Source organism: Kribbella antibiotica (assembly GCF_004349055.1).
Taxonomy (GTDB): Bacteria; Actinomycetota; Actinomycetes; order Propionibacteriales; family Kribbellaceae; genus Kribbella; species Kribbella antibiotica.
The window spans coordinates 140,905-156,833 of record NZ_SMKX01000001.1 but is presented as its reverse complement, the minus strand read 5'-3'; the positions used below and the strand labels follow the sequence as shown (position 1 = coordinate 156,833).

At 68.7% G+C, this 15,929-nt stretch carries 12 protein-coding genes; 9 read left to right on the top strand and 3 right to left on the bottom strand.

From position 1 onward, the window contains the following. Nucleotides 1-7 precede the first annotated feature (7 nt). The 3 genes from E1263_RS00640 to E1263_RS00630 are packed head-to-tail and all read right to left on the bottom strand — an operon-like array spanning nucleotide 8 to nucleotide 3,604. A complete protein-coding gene (locus E1263_RS00640) occupies nucleotides 8-1,072 on the bottom strand; it encodes a glucose-1-phosphate thymidylyltransferase (protein ID WP_132164148.1) in 1,065 nt (354 codons plus the stop codon). A 10-nt stretch (nucleotides 1,073-1,082) separates the two neighbouring features. Then, nucleotides 1,083-2,306 carry a cytochrome P450 gene (locus tag E1263_RS00635; protein ID WP_132164146.1) on the bottom strand — a complete coding sequence of 408 codons (1,224 nt, stop codon included), beginning with the start codon at nucleotides 2,304-2,306 and terminating at the stop codon, nucleotides 1,083-1,085. Then, a complete protein-coding gene (locus tag E1263_RS00630; RefSeq protein WP_132164182.1) occupies nucleotides 2,303-3,604 on the bottom strand; it encodes a glycosyltransferase in 1,302 nt (433 codons plus the stop codon). The genes E1263_RS00635 and E1263_RS00630 overlap by 4 nt, the downstream gene beginning before the upstream one ends. Nucleotides 3,605-3,917: 313 nt before the next feature. Here E1263_RS00630 and E1263_RS00625 point away from each other — a divergent pair, with 313 nt between their 5' ends. From E1263_RS00625 to E1263_RS00585, 9 genes are all read left to right on the top strand, one after another. Next, nucleotides 3,918-5,453: a flavin monoamine oxidase family protein gene (locus tag E1263_RS00625; protein WP_202868648.1), complete on the top strand. Its 1,536-nt coding sequence runs from the start codon at nucleotides 3,918-3,920 to the stop codon at nucleotides 5,451-5,453. Between the two features lie 41 nt (nucleotides 5,454-5,494). Further along, nucleotides 5,495-8,668 carry a ferritin-like domain-containing protein gene (locus E1263_RS00620; protein ID WP_202868647.1) on the top strand — a complete coding sequence of 1,058 codons (3,174 nt, stop codon included), beginning with the start codon at nucleotides 5,495-5,497 and terminating at the stop codon, nucleotides 8,666-8,668. Between the two features lie 62 nt (nucleotides 8,669-8,730). Beyond that, on the top strand, nucleotides 8,731-10,002 hold the full coding sequence (locus E1263_RS00615) for a cytochrome P450 (protein WP_132164142.1): 1,272 nt from the start codon (nucleotides 8,731-8,733) through the stop codon (nucleotides 10,000-10,002). Further along, on the top strand, nucleotides 9,999-10,817 hold the full coding sequence (locus E1263_RS00610; RefSeq protein WP_132164140.1) for a class I SAM-dependent methyltransferase: 819 nt from the start codon (nucleotides 9,999-10,001) through the stop codon (nucleotides 10,815-10,817). The genes E1263_RS00615 and E1263_RS00610 overlap by 4 nt, the downstream gene beginning before the upstream one ends. After that, a complete protein-coding gene (locus tag E1263_RS00605) occupies nucleotides 10,817-12,238 on the top strand; it encodes an NDP-hexose 2,3-dehydratase family protein (protein ID WP_132164138.1) in 1,422 nt (473 codons plus the stop codon). The genes E1263_RS00610 and E1263_RS00605 overlap by 1 nt, the downstream gene beginning before the upstream one ends. Further along, nucleotides 12,235-13,212: an NAD-dependent epimerase/dehydratase family protein gene (locus E1263_RS00600; RefSeq protein ID WP_132164136.1), complete on the top strand. Its 978-nt coding sequence runs from the start codon at nucleotides 12,235-12,237 to the stop codon at nucleotides 13,210-13,212. Before E1263_RS00605 ends, E1263_RS00600 begins: the two co-directional genes overlap by 4 nt. Beyond that, nucleotides 13,209-14,318, top strand: a complete 1,110-nt coding sequence (locus tag E1263_RS00595; protein WP_132164134.1) for a DegT/DnrJ/EryC1/StrS family aminotransferase — start codon at nucleotides 13,209-13,211, stop codon at nucleotides 14,316-14,318. Before E1263_RS00600 ends, E1263_RS00595 begins: the two co-directional genes overlap by 4 nt. Before the next feature lie 30 nt (nucleotides 14,319-14,348). Continuing rightward, nucleotides 14,349-14,975 (top strand): dTDP-4-dehydrorhamnose 3,5-epimerase family protein, encoded by a 627-nt coding sequence (locus tag E1263_RS00590; protein WP_132164132.1) that lies wholly within the window; start codon nucleotides 14,349-14,351, stop codon nucleotides 14,973-14,975. Between the two features lie 38 nt (nucleotides 14,976-15,013). Then, nucleotides 15,014-15,853, top strand: coding sequence for an SAM-dependent methyltransferase (locus E1263_RS00585; protein WP_132164130.1), 840 nt, complete (start codon nucleotides 15,014-15,016; stop codon nucleotides 15,851-15,853). Nucleotides 15,854-15,929 lie beyond the last annotated feature (76 nt).

The following is a 15,929-nucleotide window of genomic DNA, read 5'->3' as shown; positions in this document are numbered from 1 at the left end:
AGAATGCTCACGAAGCGATGTGCACCAAGCTGTGGTCGCCGAGGACAAGACGGAGGGCCCGCAGGATCTCGGGTGTCGAGGTCACCTCGACCTCACGTCCGATCAGCGAACGCTCGATTCGCCGTACTCCGGAGATGGCGGCGCCACCCAGCAGGATGGAGTACTCGACCTCGGAGTCGATCACCGCGCAGTTCCTGTCGATGGAGGTGAACGGACCGATGTAGGAGTCGCGGATCACCGAGCCGGCCGCGATCACCACCGGGCCGACGATCCGCGACCCGGTGACGACGGCACCTTTCTCGATCACCACCCGGCCGACCAGCTCACTGGCGTGGACCTCACCGGAGCAGTCGGCGGCCATGCCGTCCAGAACGAGCCGGTTGACCTCCAGCATGTCGGCGACGTTGCCGGTGTCCTTCCAGTACCCGGACACGACGACCGAACTCACCCGGCAGTCTGCGTCGATCAGCTTCTGAATCGCGTCGGTGATCTCCAGCTCGCCCCGCGACGACGGTTTGAGCCCGGTCACCACGTCGTGCACCCGGGCGGTGAACAGGTAGACGCCGACCAGCGCGAGGTCGCTCTTCGGATGCTCCGGCTTCTCCTCGAGGCCGATCACCCGGCCACCGGCATCGAGCTCGACCACGCCGAACGCCCGCGGGTCGGACACCTGGGTCATCATGATCTGGGCGTCCGGACGGTCGTCGCGGAAGCGCTGCACGAGTTCGCTGATCCCGCCGACGATGAAGTTGTCGCCGAGGTACATCACGAAGTCGTCCTCGCCGAGGTAGTCCCGGGCGATCAGCAGGGCATGGGCCAGGCCCAGCGGTGCGTCCTGGACGAGATAGGTGACTTCCAGGCCGAACCGCGAGCCGTCGCCGACCGCGGCCTCGATCTCGGCGGCCCGGTCGCCGACCACGATGCCGACCTCCTGGATCCCCGCCGCGGCGATCGACTCGAGACCATAGAACAGCACTGGTTTGTTGGCGACCGGGACGAGCTGCTTCGCCGAGGTGTGGGTGATCGGCCGGAGCCGCGAGCCGGAGCCGCCGGCAAGTACGAGGGCTTTCATCAGCGAGTCATCAGGTCAGGGTGGCGGGGAGGACTGCCAGCCGGCGGATCATCCACTCCGACTCCCATTCGACCGCGGCTTCGCTGGCCAGCCGCGCCTGCGGGAAGCGGTACAGGAATCCGCGCACCGCGATCTGTGCCTCCAGCCGGACCAGTGACGCGCCGATGCAGTAGTGCGTGCCGAGTCCGAAGGTGAGGTGTCCAGCACCCTTCCGCGCCGCCTCGAAGCTGTCGGCGCCCTCCTCCGGTCCCCGGTTCGCCGCCGCGATGCTGACCTGCAACGCGGAGCCCTTCGGGATCGAGTAGCCGCCGAGGTCGATGTCCTCGATAGCAAACCGCCAGGTCGGGTGTGGGAACGGCGGATGCACCCGGAGGGTCTCCTCGATCCACTCCTTGATGCCCTCTTCGTCCTGCGGTCGCTCCTCCGGCGGTCGCCGCAGCGCCTCGTACAGCGCCGCGGAAATCAGGCTGCCGGTCGTCTCGTAGCCGGTGATGATCATGCCCACCGTCCAGACGACGACCTCGCCCTCGGTGACCGTGTCTCCTTCGGCCGCCAGCAGACCCGTGATCACGCCGTCGCGCAGCGGCTCCGGGTTCTGCACCCAGCCCTGCACCGCACCGAACAGCGCCCCGACCGCCTCCGTGCGAGCCGGATAGTCGGCGGAGTAGAGCATCACGTCGGTGATGGCGCGCAGTTCCCGCTCCGCCTCCAGCGGCAGGCCGAGCATCTCGGAGATGAACGCGAGCGGGATCCGGTGCGTGAAGTCCGTGACCACATTGACCTGATCCGCCTGGATCTGCCCCAGCTCCTCCAGGAAGCCGTCGACCTTGACGCTGACCCGCTCGCCCCATCGCTCGGTGTTGCGAGGGCTCAGCACCGGCGCGTGGATCCGCCGGATCCGCGCGTGGTTCTCACCATCGGCCATGATCATCGCGCGGGCGTACTCCGGCGGCGGCTGCGAGCCGACCATCAGGCCCGGCTTGCGCATCCACTCGGGCACCAGGGTGATGTCCTTGAGCAGTTTGGGGTGGGTGAGGGCGGTCCGCACCAGCTCCGGGTCGCAGACGACATAGGCGTGGTGCTCGAGGTACGGGATCCGGATCACCGGCGCCACCTTCGCCGCCGCCAGCAGGTCGGGCATGGCGTCGAACGGCCCCGGGTCGATCGGCATGCTCGCCCACGGCGCTTCCAGCGGGCCGGTGTTCTGCAGTTCGGTTGGTGTCGTGACGTTCATCGGGTGACCCCTCCGGTGGAAATCTGGCCGGTGGAAGCGGCCAGGGACTCGATCAGCTCGGCGGCCCGGCGCGGGGCGTCGGACTCCTGGTGCTCGGCCGCCAGCGTGCGTGCTCGCTGCCGGTAACGCTCTTCGGTCAGTACGGCGGTCACCGCGTCCCGCAGACTGGCTTCCGACACGGCCCGCTTCTTGACGACCACCCCCGCCCCGGCGAACTCGATCCGCGCCGCGACGTCGGGGTTCTCCTCCGTGGCCGGTGCGACGACCAGCGGGACGCCCTGGGCCAGGGCCGCGGTGACGCCGTTGTAGCCCCCGTTGGTCACCATCACGTTCACGTGCGGCATCAGGTGGTGGTACGGAACGAACCGCTCCAGCCGGACATTGGCCGGCAGCGGCCGCAGCCGGTCGACGTCCAGGTCGCTCCCGGTGGTGACCACCACCAGGAGGTCTTGTTCGGCCAAGGCCCGGACGGCGGGGACGAGCAGCCGGTCGACGTCGTTCGCGGTAGTGCCCTGGGTGATCACTACCACGGGCCGGCCGTCCTGCAGCTCGTCCCACCAGCCAGGCGGATCGAAGTCCTCGGGCGGGAGTGCGAACAGCCCACCGACGAAGTGGGTTCCCGGCAACAGGTCGGTGCGCGGGAACTCGAAGGACGGCACGGTGCCCACCAGGTAGAGGCTGGGCGGGCGCGCGATGTTCTCCATCGCCCTAGTCGTCAGCCGCGGCAGGTTCACCTGGGCCCGGACCCGGTCGGCCTCCTGGCGCAGATCCCGCATCGACACCTTGTCTCCGGCGAACCTGAGCAACGCATTGCGGATCCGCCGGAACGGCGACGAGCTCGGCGGGAGCCCTAAACCGAGCGGCCCGGTGTCCTTGCTGCCGAGGATGTAGATCGAGTTGCTCAGCCAGGCCAGCGGGATCCCGGTGCGTTCGCTGGCGAAACACGCTCCGTAACACATGTCGTCGGCGAGAAGGCAGTCGGCCGGAAACCTTTCGAGCACTGCCATCAGGTCGTCCAGCTGGCCTGGTGCGGTCCGGTAGAAGATGTCCCTGACACCGATCTTGAAACTGGGCAGTCCGGTCAGGCCGGCATGGTCGGGGAAGGCCTCCTCCCGGCTCCTGCCGCCGAAATCGAGGTCGGCGCTCATCGGTTCGAACTGCGCCCCGGTCTGCTCCACCTGCCGCTGGAACGCGCGGCCGGTGTACCAGCGCACCTGATGGCCGCGACGGACCAGTTCACGGGCGACCTCGAGCACCCCGACGATGTGTCCAGGTGCCGGTGTGGTTGCGATCAACACTCGCGTCAACGTCGCCTCCGTGGTGGTCTCAGTGGGTCCAGCGGTCCAGCCACGCCCGCCAGCATTGCCGCACTCCGCGGCCCGGACCCGCACGCGCGGCAAACCCCGCGCGTTCGCGCAGGATGGCGCCGTCAAGCTCCCCGATCGCCTCGGCGGAGCACCGGTCAAACCATCCGTGCCGGGGTCCGCCGCGCGATATGAACGCGCTCTCACGGAGCAAACAATGGACGCAAGCGATCCCGGCACGCACCTCGGCCGGGTTCATCCAGGACCTGGCCCCCGCCCTCGGACATCGCGCACTGGAGGAAAACCTGTGACCGCAACCTCGCGGGGAATCGACGAGATGATCGGCGCCACCGGTGGACCGAAGAAGATCACCGTCATCGGTGCCGGCATCGCCGGTCTGGTGGCGGCCTATGAGCTGGAGCGCCTCGGGCACGAGGTCGAGGTGATCGAAGCGAGTCGCGATATCGGCGGCCGGATCCGGACCCATCGCTTTCCCGGCCGCGACGGCTCCATCGGCCCGTTCGCCGAGCTCGGTGCGATGCGGATCCCGGCCGGCCACCGGTTGACCATGCACTACATCGCCGAACTCGGCCTGCAGAACCAGGTCCGCGAGTTCCGGACCCTGTTCTCCGACGATGCCGCCTACCTGCCCACCGCGTCGGGGTACCTCCGGGTCCGCGACGCCCACGAGACCCTGGTCAAGGAGTTCGCCGCCGGGCTGCCGAACCGGCAGTACCGGCCGAACACCCTGCTGTTCGGCGCCTGGCTGGATGCCAGCATCAGGGCCATCGCCCCCCGGCAGTTCTACAACGGCGTGCACAACGAGATCGACGTGCAGTTGCTCGCCCTCGTCGACCACATCGACCTGACGCCGTACCGCTGCGGCGCCGAGGGGAACCGGATCGACCTGCACGCCTTCTTCGCCGACCATCCCCAGGTGCGGTCGTTCTGCCCGCCCCGCCTGGAGCGTTTCCTGGACGACGTGCTGGACGAGACCAGCTCCACCATCGTGCGGCTGCGGAACGGGATGGACGCGCTGCCGCGGCGGCTCGCCTCGCGGATCCGGGGAAAGATCACCACCGCCCAGGAGGTGGTGGCGATCGACGTACGGGACGACGCGGTCCATCTGCGGGTGCGCCAGGGCATCAGGACCTTCAGCAAGACCTGCGACTACGTGGTCTGCACCGTTCCGTTCACCGTGCTCAGGAAGATGCGGCTGACCGGCTTCGACGACGACAAGCTGGACATCGTCCACAAGACGGAGTACTGGCCGGCGACGAAGGTCGCCTTCCACTGCCGAGAGGCCTTCTGGGAGAAGGACGGGATCACCGGCGGCGCCTCCTTCACCGGCGGGCACGTGCGCCAGACCTACTACCCGCCCGCTGACGGCGATCCGGCGCACGGTGCGGTGCTGCTGGCCAGCTACAGCATCGGGCCGGACGCCGACGAGCTCAGCCGGCTGAGCGATGCGGAACGGAACGCGGTCATTGCCAGGGAACTGAGCGAGATGCATCCCGAACTGCGCCGCCCGGGCATGATCCTGGGGATGGCGGGCCGGGCCTGGGGTTCGCACCGCTGGTCCTCGGGTGCGGCCACGATCCGCTGGGGGCAGGAAGCCGCCCTCCGCGAGGCCGAGCGGCGGGAGGCGACCCGGCCGCAGCGCGGGCTCTTCTTCGCCGGTGAGCACTGCTCTTCGAAGCCTGCCTGGATCGAGGGCGCGATCGAGTCGGCGATCGACGCCGCGCACGAGATCGAGTGGTACGAGCCGCGTGCGAGCCACGTCTTCGCCACCGCCCGGCTGAGTCGTTCGGAGAAACTGAGCCGCGCGGACAAGTCGGCATGAGCGTTTTTGACCTGCCCCGGCTGCACTTCCGCGGAGGGGCGATGACACACCTGCCCACCGGCCCACGCAGCGGTCTGGTCGATCTGGCAACGAACACGGCCCTCACCGAGGACGGACAGCCCTTCCCCGTCCATCGCCCGCCCAGCGAGTACCACGACTACCTCGACCAACTGGGACCGACGTACGACAGCACGGGCAGGCCCGCCCCTGACGGAGCGTTCAGCGCGGCCAAGGGCGAGGACTTCGCCGGCAATGGCCACTTCGCGATCGATGCGCGGATCATCGGTGTCGAGGGCCGCGCGGGTGAGATCGACACCGTGGACCCGGTGGTCGGGCGCAGTGTGGACATGTGGGGGCACTACAACGAGTACCTCGCCACCACGGTCAACCGGGCTCGGGTCTTCGACGTCGATCCGTCCTCCGACTGGACCACGGCGTTGATGGTCGGACAGTTCTGCTTCGGGCGCGACGGCCGCTCCCACGACATCGGGTCCATGGCCACCGGAGCCGTCAACGGTCTCCATCCCCCGAGGTGGCACAACGCCGGTCACGGCGGCGACCTCGGCGATCACTGGCTGGCCAAGCGGCTGGGCCGGTCTGTGGTCTACCAGTTCGTCGTCACGGAGGACGACGAACTGACTTGGCTCGACGGGGCAACTGCTTCCCCGGCCGTGCAGCAACTCCAGGCCGCGGTGGCCTCCATTGGGGCCGGCGGCTTGGTCGTCCAGTTCGCGCTCAGCCATCTGGCCGCTCCACAAGCACCTGACCAGCGGAGCCAGTGGCAGCTGCACGGGACCATTGCACCCTGGCGACCAAACGAGCTGCGGACCTACCCGGCGGGCCGCTTGCTCGTCCCGGACAGCCGCACAACCGGTGGTTTACACAACATCTCCGTCGAGCTGACCGACGACCACGTCACCCTCAACATGATCACCGCGGTGCCCTCGGCCGGTACTGAACCAGTCGACGTAGGCGATCTCGAACTGCGGACGGCCGACAGCGACCGGCTCGTGGCCCGGGTGGCCCGGGAGGCGTACCTCGGAGAGCGATTCGTTCTGACCGGTGGCCTCGTGACCGTCCCCAGCGAGATCCCGGCGAACGCCGCTGCCGACGAGGCTCTGCGCCTGGTGGCGATCGGCGCCGATGGCCCGGTGACGCAGCTTCGCGAGAAGGAGCTCAACGTTCAGGTCGATGACGCGTGCCTCTTGCTGGAGCATCCGCGAGACCCGAGTGACGGGGACCACGATGTCGACGTACTCGTGCGGTCTTTCGTGCGGGGTCGTCCCGGCGCGGTCGGCCGGATCGGCGTACGGCAGTTCTTCAATCTTCGAGCGATCCCACGCGACCCGGCTGCGAGCTCGCCCGAGGCGCGGTGTTCCGACGTCGACATCGTCGGGCTGCGCACGGATCGGCAGGGCAACTGGTCGAACGCCTGTGACCTGACCACGGATGACGCGGGCCGCGGGTGGTTCACCCTGCGCGGCGCGGCAGCCGGTACGACGCGCGTCCTGCTGTCCACCGGCGCCGAAGACCTGCCGTGCGACGTGGACCTGGCCGGCTCAGCGGCCATCGGGTACGACGAAGACGACGCGCTCGGCTACTGGTCCGGCGCCGGGTACCTGTCGGTCCGGGTGCTTCCGGACGACTGGCGACTGGCCGGGATCAGCCAGGACGAGGTGACGTTCGACCTTGTCTACCAGGAGATCTTCGCGTTCTACGAGCACCTGTACTCGTTCATGAAGGCGGAGGTCTTCAGCCTGGCGGACCGGTGCAAGGTGGAGACCTACGCGAAGCTGATCTGGCAGATGTGCGATCCGCGGAACAAGGCGAAGACCTATTACATGCCGCCGACGCGGGACCTTTCCGAGCCCAAGGCGCAGCTCCTGCTGAAGTACCTGCGGGCCCAGCAGGTACCGGACGAGGTTCTGCTGACGGTGCCGGCAGCCGCCCGGCGAAGCAACCGGATCACCACCCGCGGCCAACTGGTTCAGGTACTGCGTGAGGCCGCCACGGTCGAACTGGCGGTCATGCTGCAGTACCTCTACGCGGCCTATTCGGTCCCCACGCACGGCGCCGGTCTGGAGTACGTCCGGCGGGGCATCTGGACGTCCGAGCAGCTCCAGCTTGCCTGCGGCGACGGCGGCGAGACCCTCGACGAGGGCATCCGCAGCATGCTGCTGAACATCGCCCGCGAGGAGATGATCCACTACCTCCTGGTCAACAACATCCTGACCGCGATGGGCGAGCCCTTCCACGTCCCGCGGGTCGACTTCGGCACCATCAACCACGAGCTGCCGGTGCCGCTGGACTTCTCCCTGGAGAAGTTGAGCCCGGGCAGTATCGAGCGGTTCACGCTGATCGAGCGGCCGGACGACCTCGTCGGCGACGTACGGCGAGGTGACGCGGCGACGACGTACCAGGACGATCATCCCTATGCCTCGTTGAGTGAGCTGTACGGCGATATCCGGGAAGGCCTGCACCGCGTCCCGGAGCTCTTCTTGGTGGCGAAGGGCCGGGGCGGCGGAGAGCACCACCTCTTCCTGCGGGAGTCGGTCAACCGGCACCACCCCGACTACCAGCTCGAAGTCGACGACCTCTCCAGCGCGTTGTTCGCGATCGACATCATCACCGAGCAGGGCGAGGGCGGGGTGCTCGACCCGGAGGCCGCCGAGGACTCGCACTACGCGTCGTTCCTGCGGATCGGCGAGCTGCTCCGCACCGCACCGGCCCCGCGGCCTGGCGGCGAACGCTGGAGTCCGGCCTATCCCGTCGTCCGCAATCCGACCCTCGGGCAGGGAAACGCCGCGATGGCGACGGTCAGCGATCCTGACGCCCGGGAGGTCATGGAGCTGTTCAACCACGGCTACTTCCTGGCGTTGCAGCTGATGGTCCAGCACTTCGGCGAGAGTCCGGACGCGAGTCTGCGGCGGTCCGCCCTGATGAACGCCGCGATCGACATGATGACCGGGGTGATGCGCCCGCTGGCGGAGCTGCTGGTCACCATGCCCTCGGGACGACGCGGTACGACGGCCGGACCGTCCTTCGAGCTGACCGAGGTCCCCGCGGCCATCGCCCGTCCGGACGTGGCCAGGCGCGCCATCGCATTGCGCCTGGACCACCTCGCGGCGGCCTGCGGCAAATGCCCGCTGGTGCCCGCCCGGGTGGGCGAGATGGCCGCGTTCTACGCCGACCAGTTCCGGCCGCCGCCCGACTGACCCGTCCGACTGAACCCGTCCGGCGAGACACGAACCCCACACTGCCGACCGAAGGAGACCGCATGTCATCCGCGACGCTGCCGCGGTTCGACTTGAAGGGCTGGGACAAGACGGACATCGCCAACCCCTACCCGGTGTACCAGCGCTACCGGGAGGTCGCGCCGGTGCATCGCGAGGCATCAGGCACGGGCGGGCCGGACACGTTCTTCGTGTTCTCCTACGAAGAGGTCGTCCGGGTGCTGTCCAACCGACTGTTCGGCCGGGATTCCGCGGTGGCCTCGGGTGACGCCACCGCGGTGTCCGGCCCGATTCCCGCCGAACAGCAGGCCCTGCGGTCCATCATCGGGAACTGGCTGGTCTTCATGGACCCGCCGCGCCACACCGAGCTGCGCTCCCAGCTCAACGCCGAGTTCTCTCCGTCGGTGGTGGCCGGGCTGCGGCCTCGCATCAGGCAGCTCGCGGACGAGCTCGTCGCCCGGCTCGGGCAGCGCCGGCAGGCCGACCTTGTCGAGGGTTTCGCGGCGCCGTTCCCCATCCTCGTCATCTCCGAGCTGCTCGGCATTCCGGCGGAGGACCAGGAATGGCTGCGCGCCAACGCGGTGGCCCTCCAAGAAGCCAGCACGACCCGAGCTCGCCAAGGCGCGAACGGGTACGCGCGGGCCGAGGCAGCCGCCCAGGAGTTCACCAGGTACTTCCGGCGGGAGGTGGACCAGCGGCGCGGGGATGCTCGCGAAGACCTGCTGACGCTCCTCATCCGGGCCCGGGACGGTGGTGCGCCACTGAGTGTGGACGGGATCGTGGGCACCTGTGTCCACCTCCTCACCGCCGGGCACGAGACCACCACCAACCTGCTGGCCAAGGCGGTGCTGGCTTTGCGCGCCCACCCATTGGTCCTCGACGAACTGCGCGGCGCACCCGAACTGATGCCCGCGGCGGCCGAGGAGTTCCTGCGGTACGACGCGCCGGTGCAGGCGGTGACGCGGTGGGCGTACCAGGACAGCCTCCTCGGTGATTGCGAGGTGCCTCGCGGCAGCCGCGTGGTCGCCTTGCTGGGCTCGGCGAACCGGGACCCAGCGCGCTTCCCGCAACCCGACGTACTGGACATCCACCGTCCTGCGGACCGTCAGCTTGGCTTCGGGCTGGGCATCCACTACTGCCTCGGCGCGACGCTGGCCCGCGCCGAAGCCGAGATCGGCCTCAGCGCCCTGCTGCACGGCATCCCTGGTCTGGGTGGTGGCGATCAACAGGTCGAGTACGCCGACGACATGGTCTTCCACGGGCCGGCCCGCCTCGTTCTCACCCTGTCCGACCGCACCGAAGGAAGGCAATCATGACGCAGCAGTCCGGTACCACCTCAGACGCCGTCGGTGAGACCTACGACCAGTTCGGCGATGCCGGCGCGGCGGATGCCATGGGCGGCAATATTCACGTCGGGTACTGGGACGACGACCTCGACGTCCCGATCACCGAGGCCACCGACCGCCTCACCGATCTCGTCGCCGGGCAGCTCACCCTCCAGTCAGGGCAGCACCTGCTGGACGTGGGCTGCGGTATCGGCGTCCCGGCGCTGCGCGTCGCGGAAGCGTACGACGTGCGCGTCACCGGTGTGACCGTCAGCGCGCAGCAGGTCGCGACGGCCGCGGAGCGGGCGGAAGGCAACGATCGGGTCTCCTTCCAGTTCGGGGATGTGCTGGGGCTGCCCTTCGAAGACGGTTCGTTCGACGGGGCCTTCGCGATCGAATCCCTGCTGCACATCGCCGATCAGGTCGCCGCGCTGACGGAGATCCATCGCACCGTCCGCCCCGGCGGACTGCTGGTCATCGCCGATCAATGCCAACGGCAACCATTCACCGGCGAGGACAAAGCCTTGCTGGACGGCATGCTGGACGTCTACGAGATCGCCAGGATCAACACACCCGACGAGCATCGCGCCTTCCTGGCCGAAGCAGGCTGGGAGCTGCTGGAGCTGACGGACATCAGCGAGCAGGTCCGTCCCAGTTACGGTCACGCTTCGGCCGCTTTCCGGGGAATCGCCGCTGCGCTCGAAGGTCCCGCGGCGGAGCAGATGACCGCGGCGGCCGAGCTGATGGCGGCGTACGGGCAGCACCCGCAAGCCGGCTACGTGCTGATCACGGCGCGGCGGACCTGATGTCGTCGCCCACCGCAGTCCGGCCCCGTGAGGATCACGCCCAGGCCGACCGGCTCGCCCTGTCGGCCGCGACCGTTCGCGGGGCGCACATCCGGACCGAGGACGTCCAGGCCTGGCTGGCCGAACGCCGGCTGGCCAACGACTTCGACGTGGCGCGGATCCCGTTCGAGGAGCTGAAGGAGTGGAGCTTCGAGGGCGGCACGGGCAATCTCGTGCACAGCAGCGGGCAGTTCTTCACGGTCGAGGGAATGCACGTGGTGGAACACGACATCCCGCTCGGCCCCCATCCGCGCCGGGACTGGCAGCAGCCGGTCATCCGGCAGCCCGAAGTGGGCATCCTCGGCATCCTGGGCAAGGAGTTCGACGGGGTACTGCACTTCCTGATGCAGGCGAAGATGGAGCCGGGCAACCCGAACCTGCTGCAGCTCTCACCGACCGTGCAGGCCACCCGCAGCAACTACACCAAGGCCCACGGCGGCACGGCCGTGAAGCTGATCGACTACTTCGTCCGGCCCGATCGCGACCGGGTCATCGTCGACGTTCTCCAGTCGGAGCAGGGCTCCTGGTTCTTCCGCAAGTCCAACCGCAACATGATCGTCGAGACCTTCGACGACGTCCCCGCCTCGGACGACCTCCGCTGGCTCACCCTCGGCCAGATCGCCGAACTGCTGCACGAGGACAACCTGGTCAACATGAACGCCAGGACGGTGCTGTCCTGCATCCCGTACGGCGACACGGCACCGAGCGCACTGCACTCCGACACCCAACTGCTGTCCTGGTTCACCGGCGAGCGCTCCGGTCGCGACATCCGCTCCCATCGCATCCCGCTGGCCTCCGTGCGCGGCTGGAAGCAGGGGCCCGCCACGATCGAGCACGAGGACGGCCGGTACTTCAAGGTCGTCGCCGTCTCGGTGCGGGGCAGCAATCGCGAAGTGGTCCGGTGGACGCAGCCGTTGATCGAACCCATCGGGCTCGGCCTGACCGCGTTCCTGGTCCGTGAGTTCGACGGCGTGCCCCACGTCCTCGTGCAGGCCCGCGCCGAGGGCGGCCTGCTGGACACGGTCGAGTTGGCCCCGACCGTCCAGTGCACACCCGGCAACTACGCCCACGTGCAGGCAGCGGACCGCCCGCCTTTTCTCGACGCCGTCCTCAGCGCTCCTCCGTCCCGCATCCGTTACCAGGCAGTCCATTCCGAGGAGGGTGGGCGCTTCCTGAACGCGATGAGCCGGTACGTCGCAGTCGACGTCGACGTCGACGACATCCAGGCGCTCCCCGGCTACACCTGGGCCACCCCCGCCCAGCTCCGCGCTCTCACCCGGCACGGGCATTACATCAACGTGGAGGCCCGCACCCTGCTGGCTTGTCTCAACGCCATCGCCGCGCGTCCGTCGCCCGGCCACCAGAAAGGGGTCGTGAGATGACGGACAGGCCGTTGGTCACCGTACTGGGCGCCTCGGGCTTCGTCGGTTCGGCAGTCACCCGGGCTCTGGCGGATCGCCCGATCCGGCTGCGGGCAGTGGCACGCAGGCCGATCGAACTCGTTCCGGGCGAGGCCGAGATGACCGTTGTGAGCGCCGATCTCACCGACCGGGCCGCGCTCACCGAGGCGGTCGCGGGCTCGGATGTGGTGGTCCACCTGCTGCTCGCGGACGGCGGCTGGCGGGCAGCCGAGAACGAGCCGGCTGCCGAGCTGGTGAACGTCGGGGTGATGCGCGACCTCATCGATGTACTGCCGTCGGGCGCCGTACCGCCACTGGTGCTGTACGGCGGAGCCGCCTCCCAGGTCGGAGTACCGCCGCGGGAGCCACTCGATGGCAGCGAACAGGACCAGCCCGGGACCACCTACGACCGGCAGAAGCTGACGGCCGAGGAGCTCTTGAAGAAGGCCACGGCCGAGGGCCGGATCCGCGGGATCAGCCTGCGTCTGCCGACGGTGTTCGGGGAGAGCGCGACGCCCGGTGCCGGCGACCGTGGCTTCCTGTCCGCGATGGCACGGCGGGCCCTCGCCGACCAGACGCTCACCATGTGGCACGACGGCACCGTACGGCGTGACCTGGTCCACGTCGACGACATCGCGGCGGCTTTCGCGGCGGCGCTCGACCACCCGGACTCCCTGGTGGGCGGCCACTGGCTGATCGGCGCCGGCCGCGGTGACGAACTCGGCGACGTCTTCCGGCTCGTCGCCCGGACCATGTCGGATCTCACCGGCCGGGGCCCGGTCGCCGTGGTCTCCGTGGAACCGCCGTCCCACGCTCCCGCGACGGACTTTCGGAGCGTGACCATCGACTCCTCCGCGTTCCGGTCGGTCACCGGCTGGAGCCCGGAGATCTCGCTTCCCGACGGGGTACGACGCACTGTCGCCGCCCTGGTCCACGACGAAAAGGCTGGCAGATGACCACATACGTATGGGACTACCGGGCCGAGTACGAGGCCGAGCGGCTGGACCTCCTGGACGCCGTCGAGACGGTCTTCAACTCGGGGCAACTCGTGCTCGGCGCCAGTGTGCGCGGCTTCGAGACGGAGTTCGCCGCGTACCACGGGGCGGGGTACTGCGTCGGCGTCGACAACGGGACGAACGCGATCAAGCTCGGTCTGCAGGCGCTGGGTGTCGGACCGGGTGACGAGGTGATCACGGTGTCGAACACGGCCGCGCCGACCGTGGTCGCCATCGACGGTACCGGCGCCACCCCGGTCTTCGTCGACGTGCGCGCGGACGACTTCCTGATGGACACCAGCCAGGTGGCCGCCGCGATCACCGAACGCACCAAGTGCCTTCTTCCCGTGCACCTGTACGGACAGTGCGTGGACATGGCACCCCTGAAGGAGCTCGCCGACCAGCACGGGCTGTCCATCCTGGAGGACTGCGCCCAGGCGCACGGAGCCCGACAGGGCGACACGATCGCGGGCACGACCGGCGAGGTGGCGGCGTTCTCCTTCTACCCGACCAAGGTCCTCGGTGCGTACGGCGACGGCGGCGCGACCATCACGTCGGACGAGTCCGTGGCGAAACGCCTGCAGCGGCTGCGGTACTACGGCATGGACGAGCGCTACTACACCCTGGAAACACCGGCCCACAACAGCCGGCTCGACGAGATGCAGGCCGAGATCCTGCGGCGCAAGCTCGGCCGGCTCGACACCTACCTGGCCGGCCGCTGGGCGGTCGCGCAGCGCTACGAGGAAGGCCTGGCCGGTACCGGACTCGAACTTCCGCGCACGGTCCCGGGCAACTCCCACGTGTACTACGTGTACGTCGTCCGTCATCCCCGGCGCGACGACATCATCGAGCGCCTCAAGGCCTACGACATCCAGCTGAACATCAGCTATCCGTGGCCGGTGCACACCATGACCGGCTTCGCCCATCTCGGTTATGCCGCCGGATCGCTCCCGGTCACCGAGGCGCTGGCGACCGAGATCTTCTCGCTGCCGATGTACCCCTCGCTGTCCGAAGACCTGCAGGACAAGGTCATCCACGCCGTGCGTGAGGTGCTCGCAAGCCTCTGAATCCACCGACCGCCAACCCCGGGAGCAGAAATGAAAGCACGCAAACTCCGCGTCGAGGGCGCCCTCGAGTTCACCCCTCGTGTCTTCCCCGACGACCGGGGCCTGTTCATCTCGCCGTACCAGGAGCAGTCGTTCGTCGAGGCGCACGGCAGCCCGCTCTTCCCCGTCGCGCAGACCAACCACAGCCTGTCCGCGCGGGGCGTCGTCCGGGGAATTCACTTCACCACCACGCCCCCCGGTACGGCGAAGTACGTCTACTGCGCTCGGGGAAAGGCCCTCGACATCGTGGTCGACATCAGGGTCGGCTCCCCCACGTTCGGTCAGTGGGACGTCGTCCTGATGGACCAGCAGGATCATCGGGCCAGCTACCTCCCCGTCGGCGTGGGACACGCGTTCGTGGCGCTCGAGGACGACACCGTCATGTCGTACATGCTCTCCGAGAGCTATGTGCCGGCGAACGAACTCGCGCTGTTCGCCCTCGACCCGGCCCTCGGCCTGCCGATCCCCACCGATATCGAACCGCTGCTGTCCGAGCGCGACGGGGTGGCGGTCACCTTGGCCGAGGCGGCCGAGCAGGGTCTGCTGCCGGACTACGCCCGGTGTCAGGAGATCGAGAAGGGAAAGTTGCCTGATGCAACTGTAATCGTGAACGCCTGACTACTCCTCCGCTAGCTGTCGATCCGAAAGGCTGTGCCATGACTGACTCCACCCAGACCCTGCCCGTACCGGGAGAGGTCGGCAAGCTGTACGACGCGCTGACGCTGAGCGCGATGACCGACGGAAGCTTCAACCCCAACGTCCACATCGGGTACTGGGACACCCCGGACTCCGAGGCCACGATCGAGGAGGCGATGGACCGGCTCACCGACGTGTTCATCGAGCGGCTGAAGGTGGACGCCTCGGCCCACGTCCTCGACCTCGGCTGCGGGGTCGGCGGTCCCGGTCTGCGGGTGGTCGCCACCACCGGTGCGCGGGTCACCGGCATCAGCATCAGCGAAGAGCAGATCAAGACCGCCAACCGGCTGGCCGCTGACGCCGGGCTCACCGACCGGGCCGTCTTCCAGCACGGCGACGCGATGAAGCTGCCGTTCGAGGACGCGTCGTTCGAGGCCGTGATGGCACTGGAGTCGCTGTGCCACATGCCTGACCGGCAGCAGGTGCTCACCGAGATCAGCCGGGTTCTCAAGCCCGGCGGCCGGCTCGTCCTGACCGACGTGTTCGAGCGCTTCCCCCGCAAGGTGCCCCGCAACCCGGGGATCGACAAGTTCTGCAGCGGCCTGATGTCGACGATGGCGGACATCGAGGACTACGTCGGCCTGCTCCAGCGGTCCGGCCTGCGGGTGCGCGAACTGCTCGACATCACCGAGCAGTCCACGCTGCGCCTGGGCGAGGAGCTGGCGAAGCTGGCGACGGCCGAGGACCGCCCGGCGGCGATGGACGAGAGCAACTTCTTCCCCGACGAGGCGTTCCAGCCGTCGGACCTGGCCGGCGTCGACGACTTCGGCTGCCTGCTCGCCTCCGCAGAACGTCCGTGAGTCGCTGAACCGCCGGGAGTGCCCGCGAGCCCTCCCGGCGCGTCAGCCGATCGTCAGATCACGAAGGGAAAGAGTG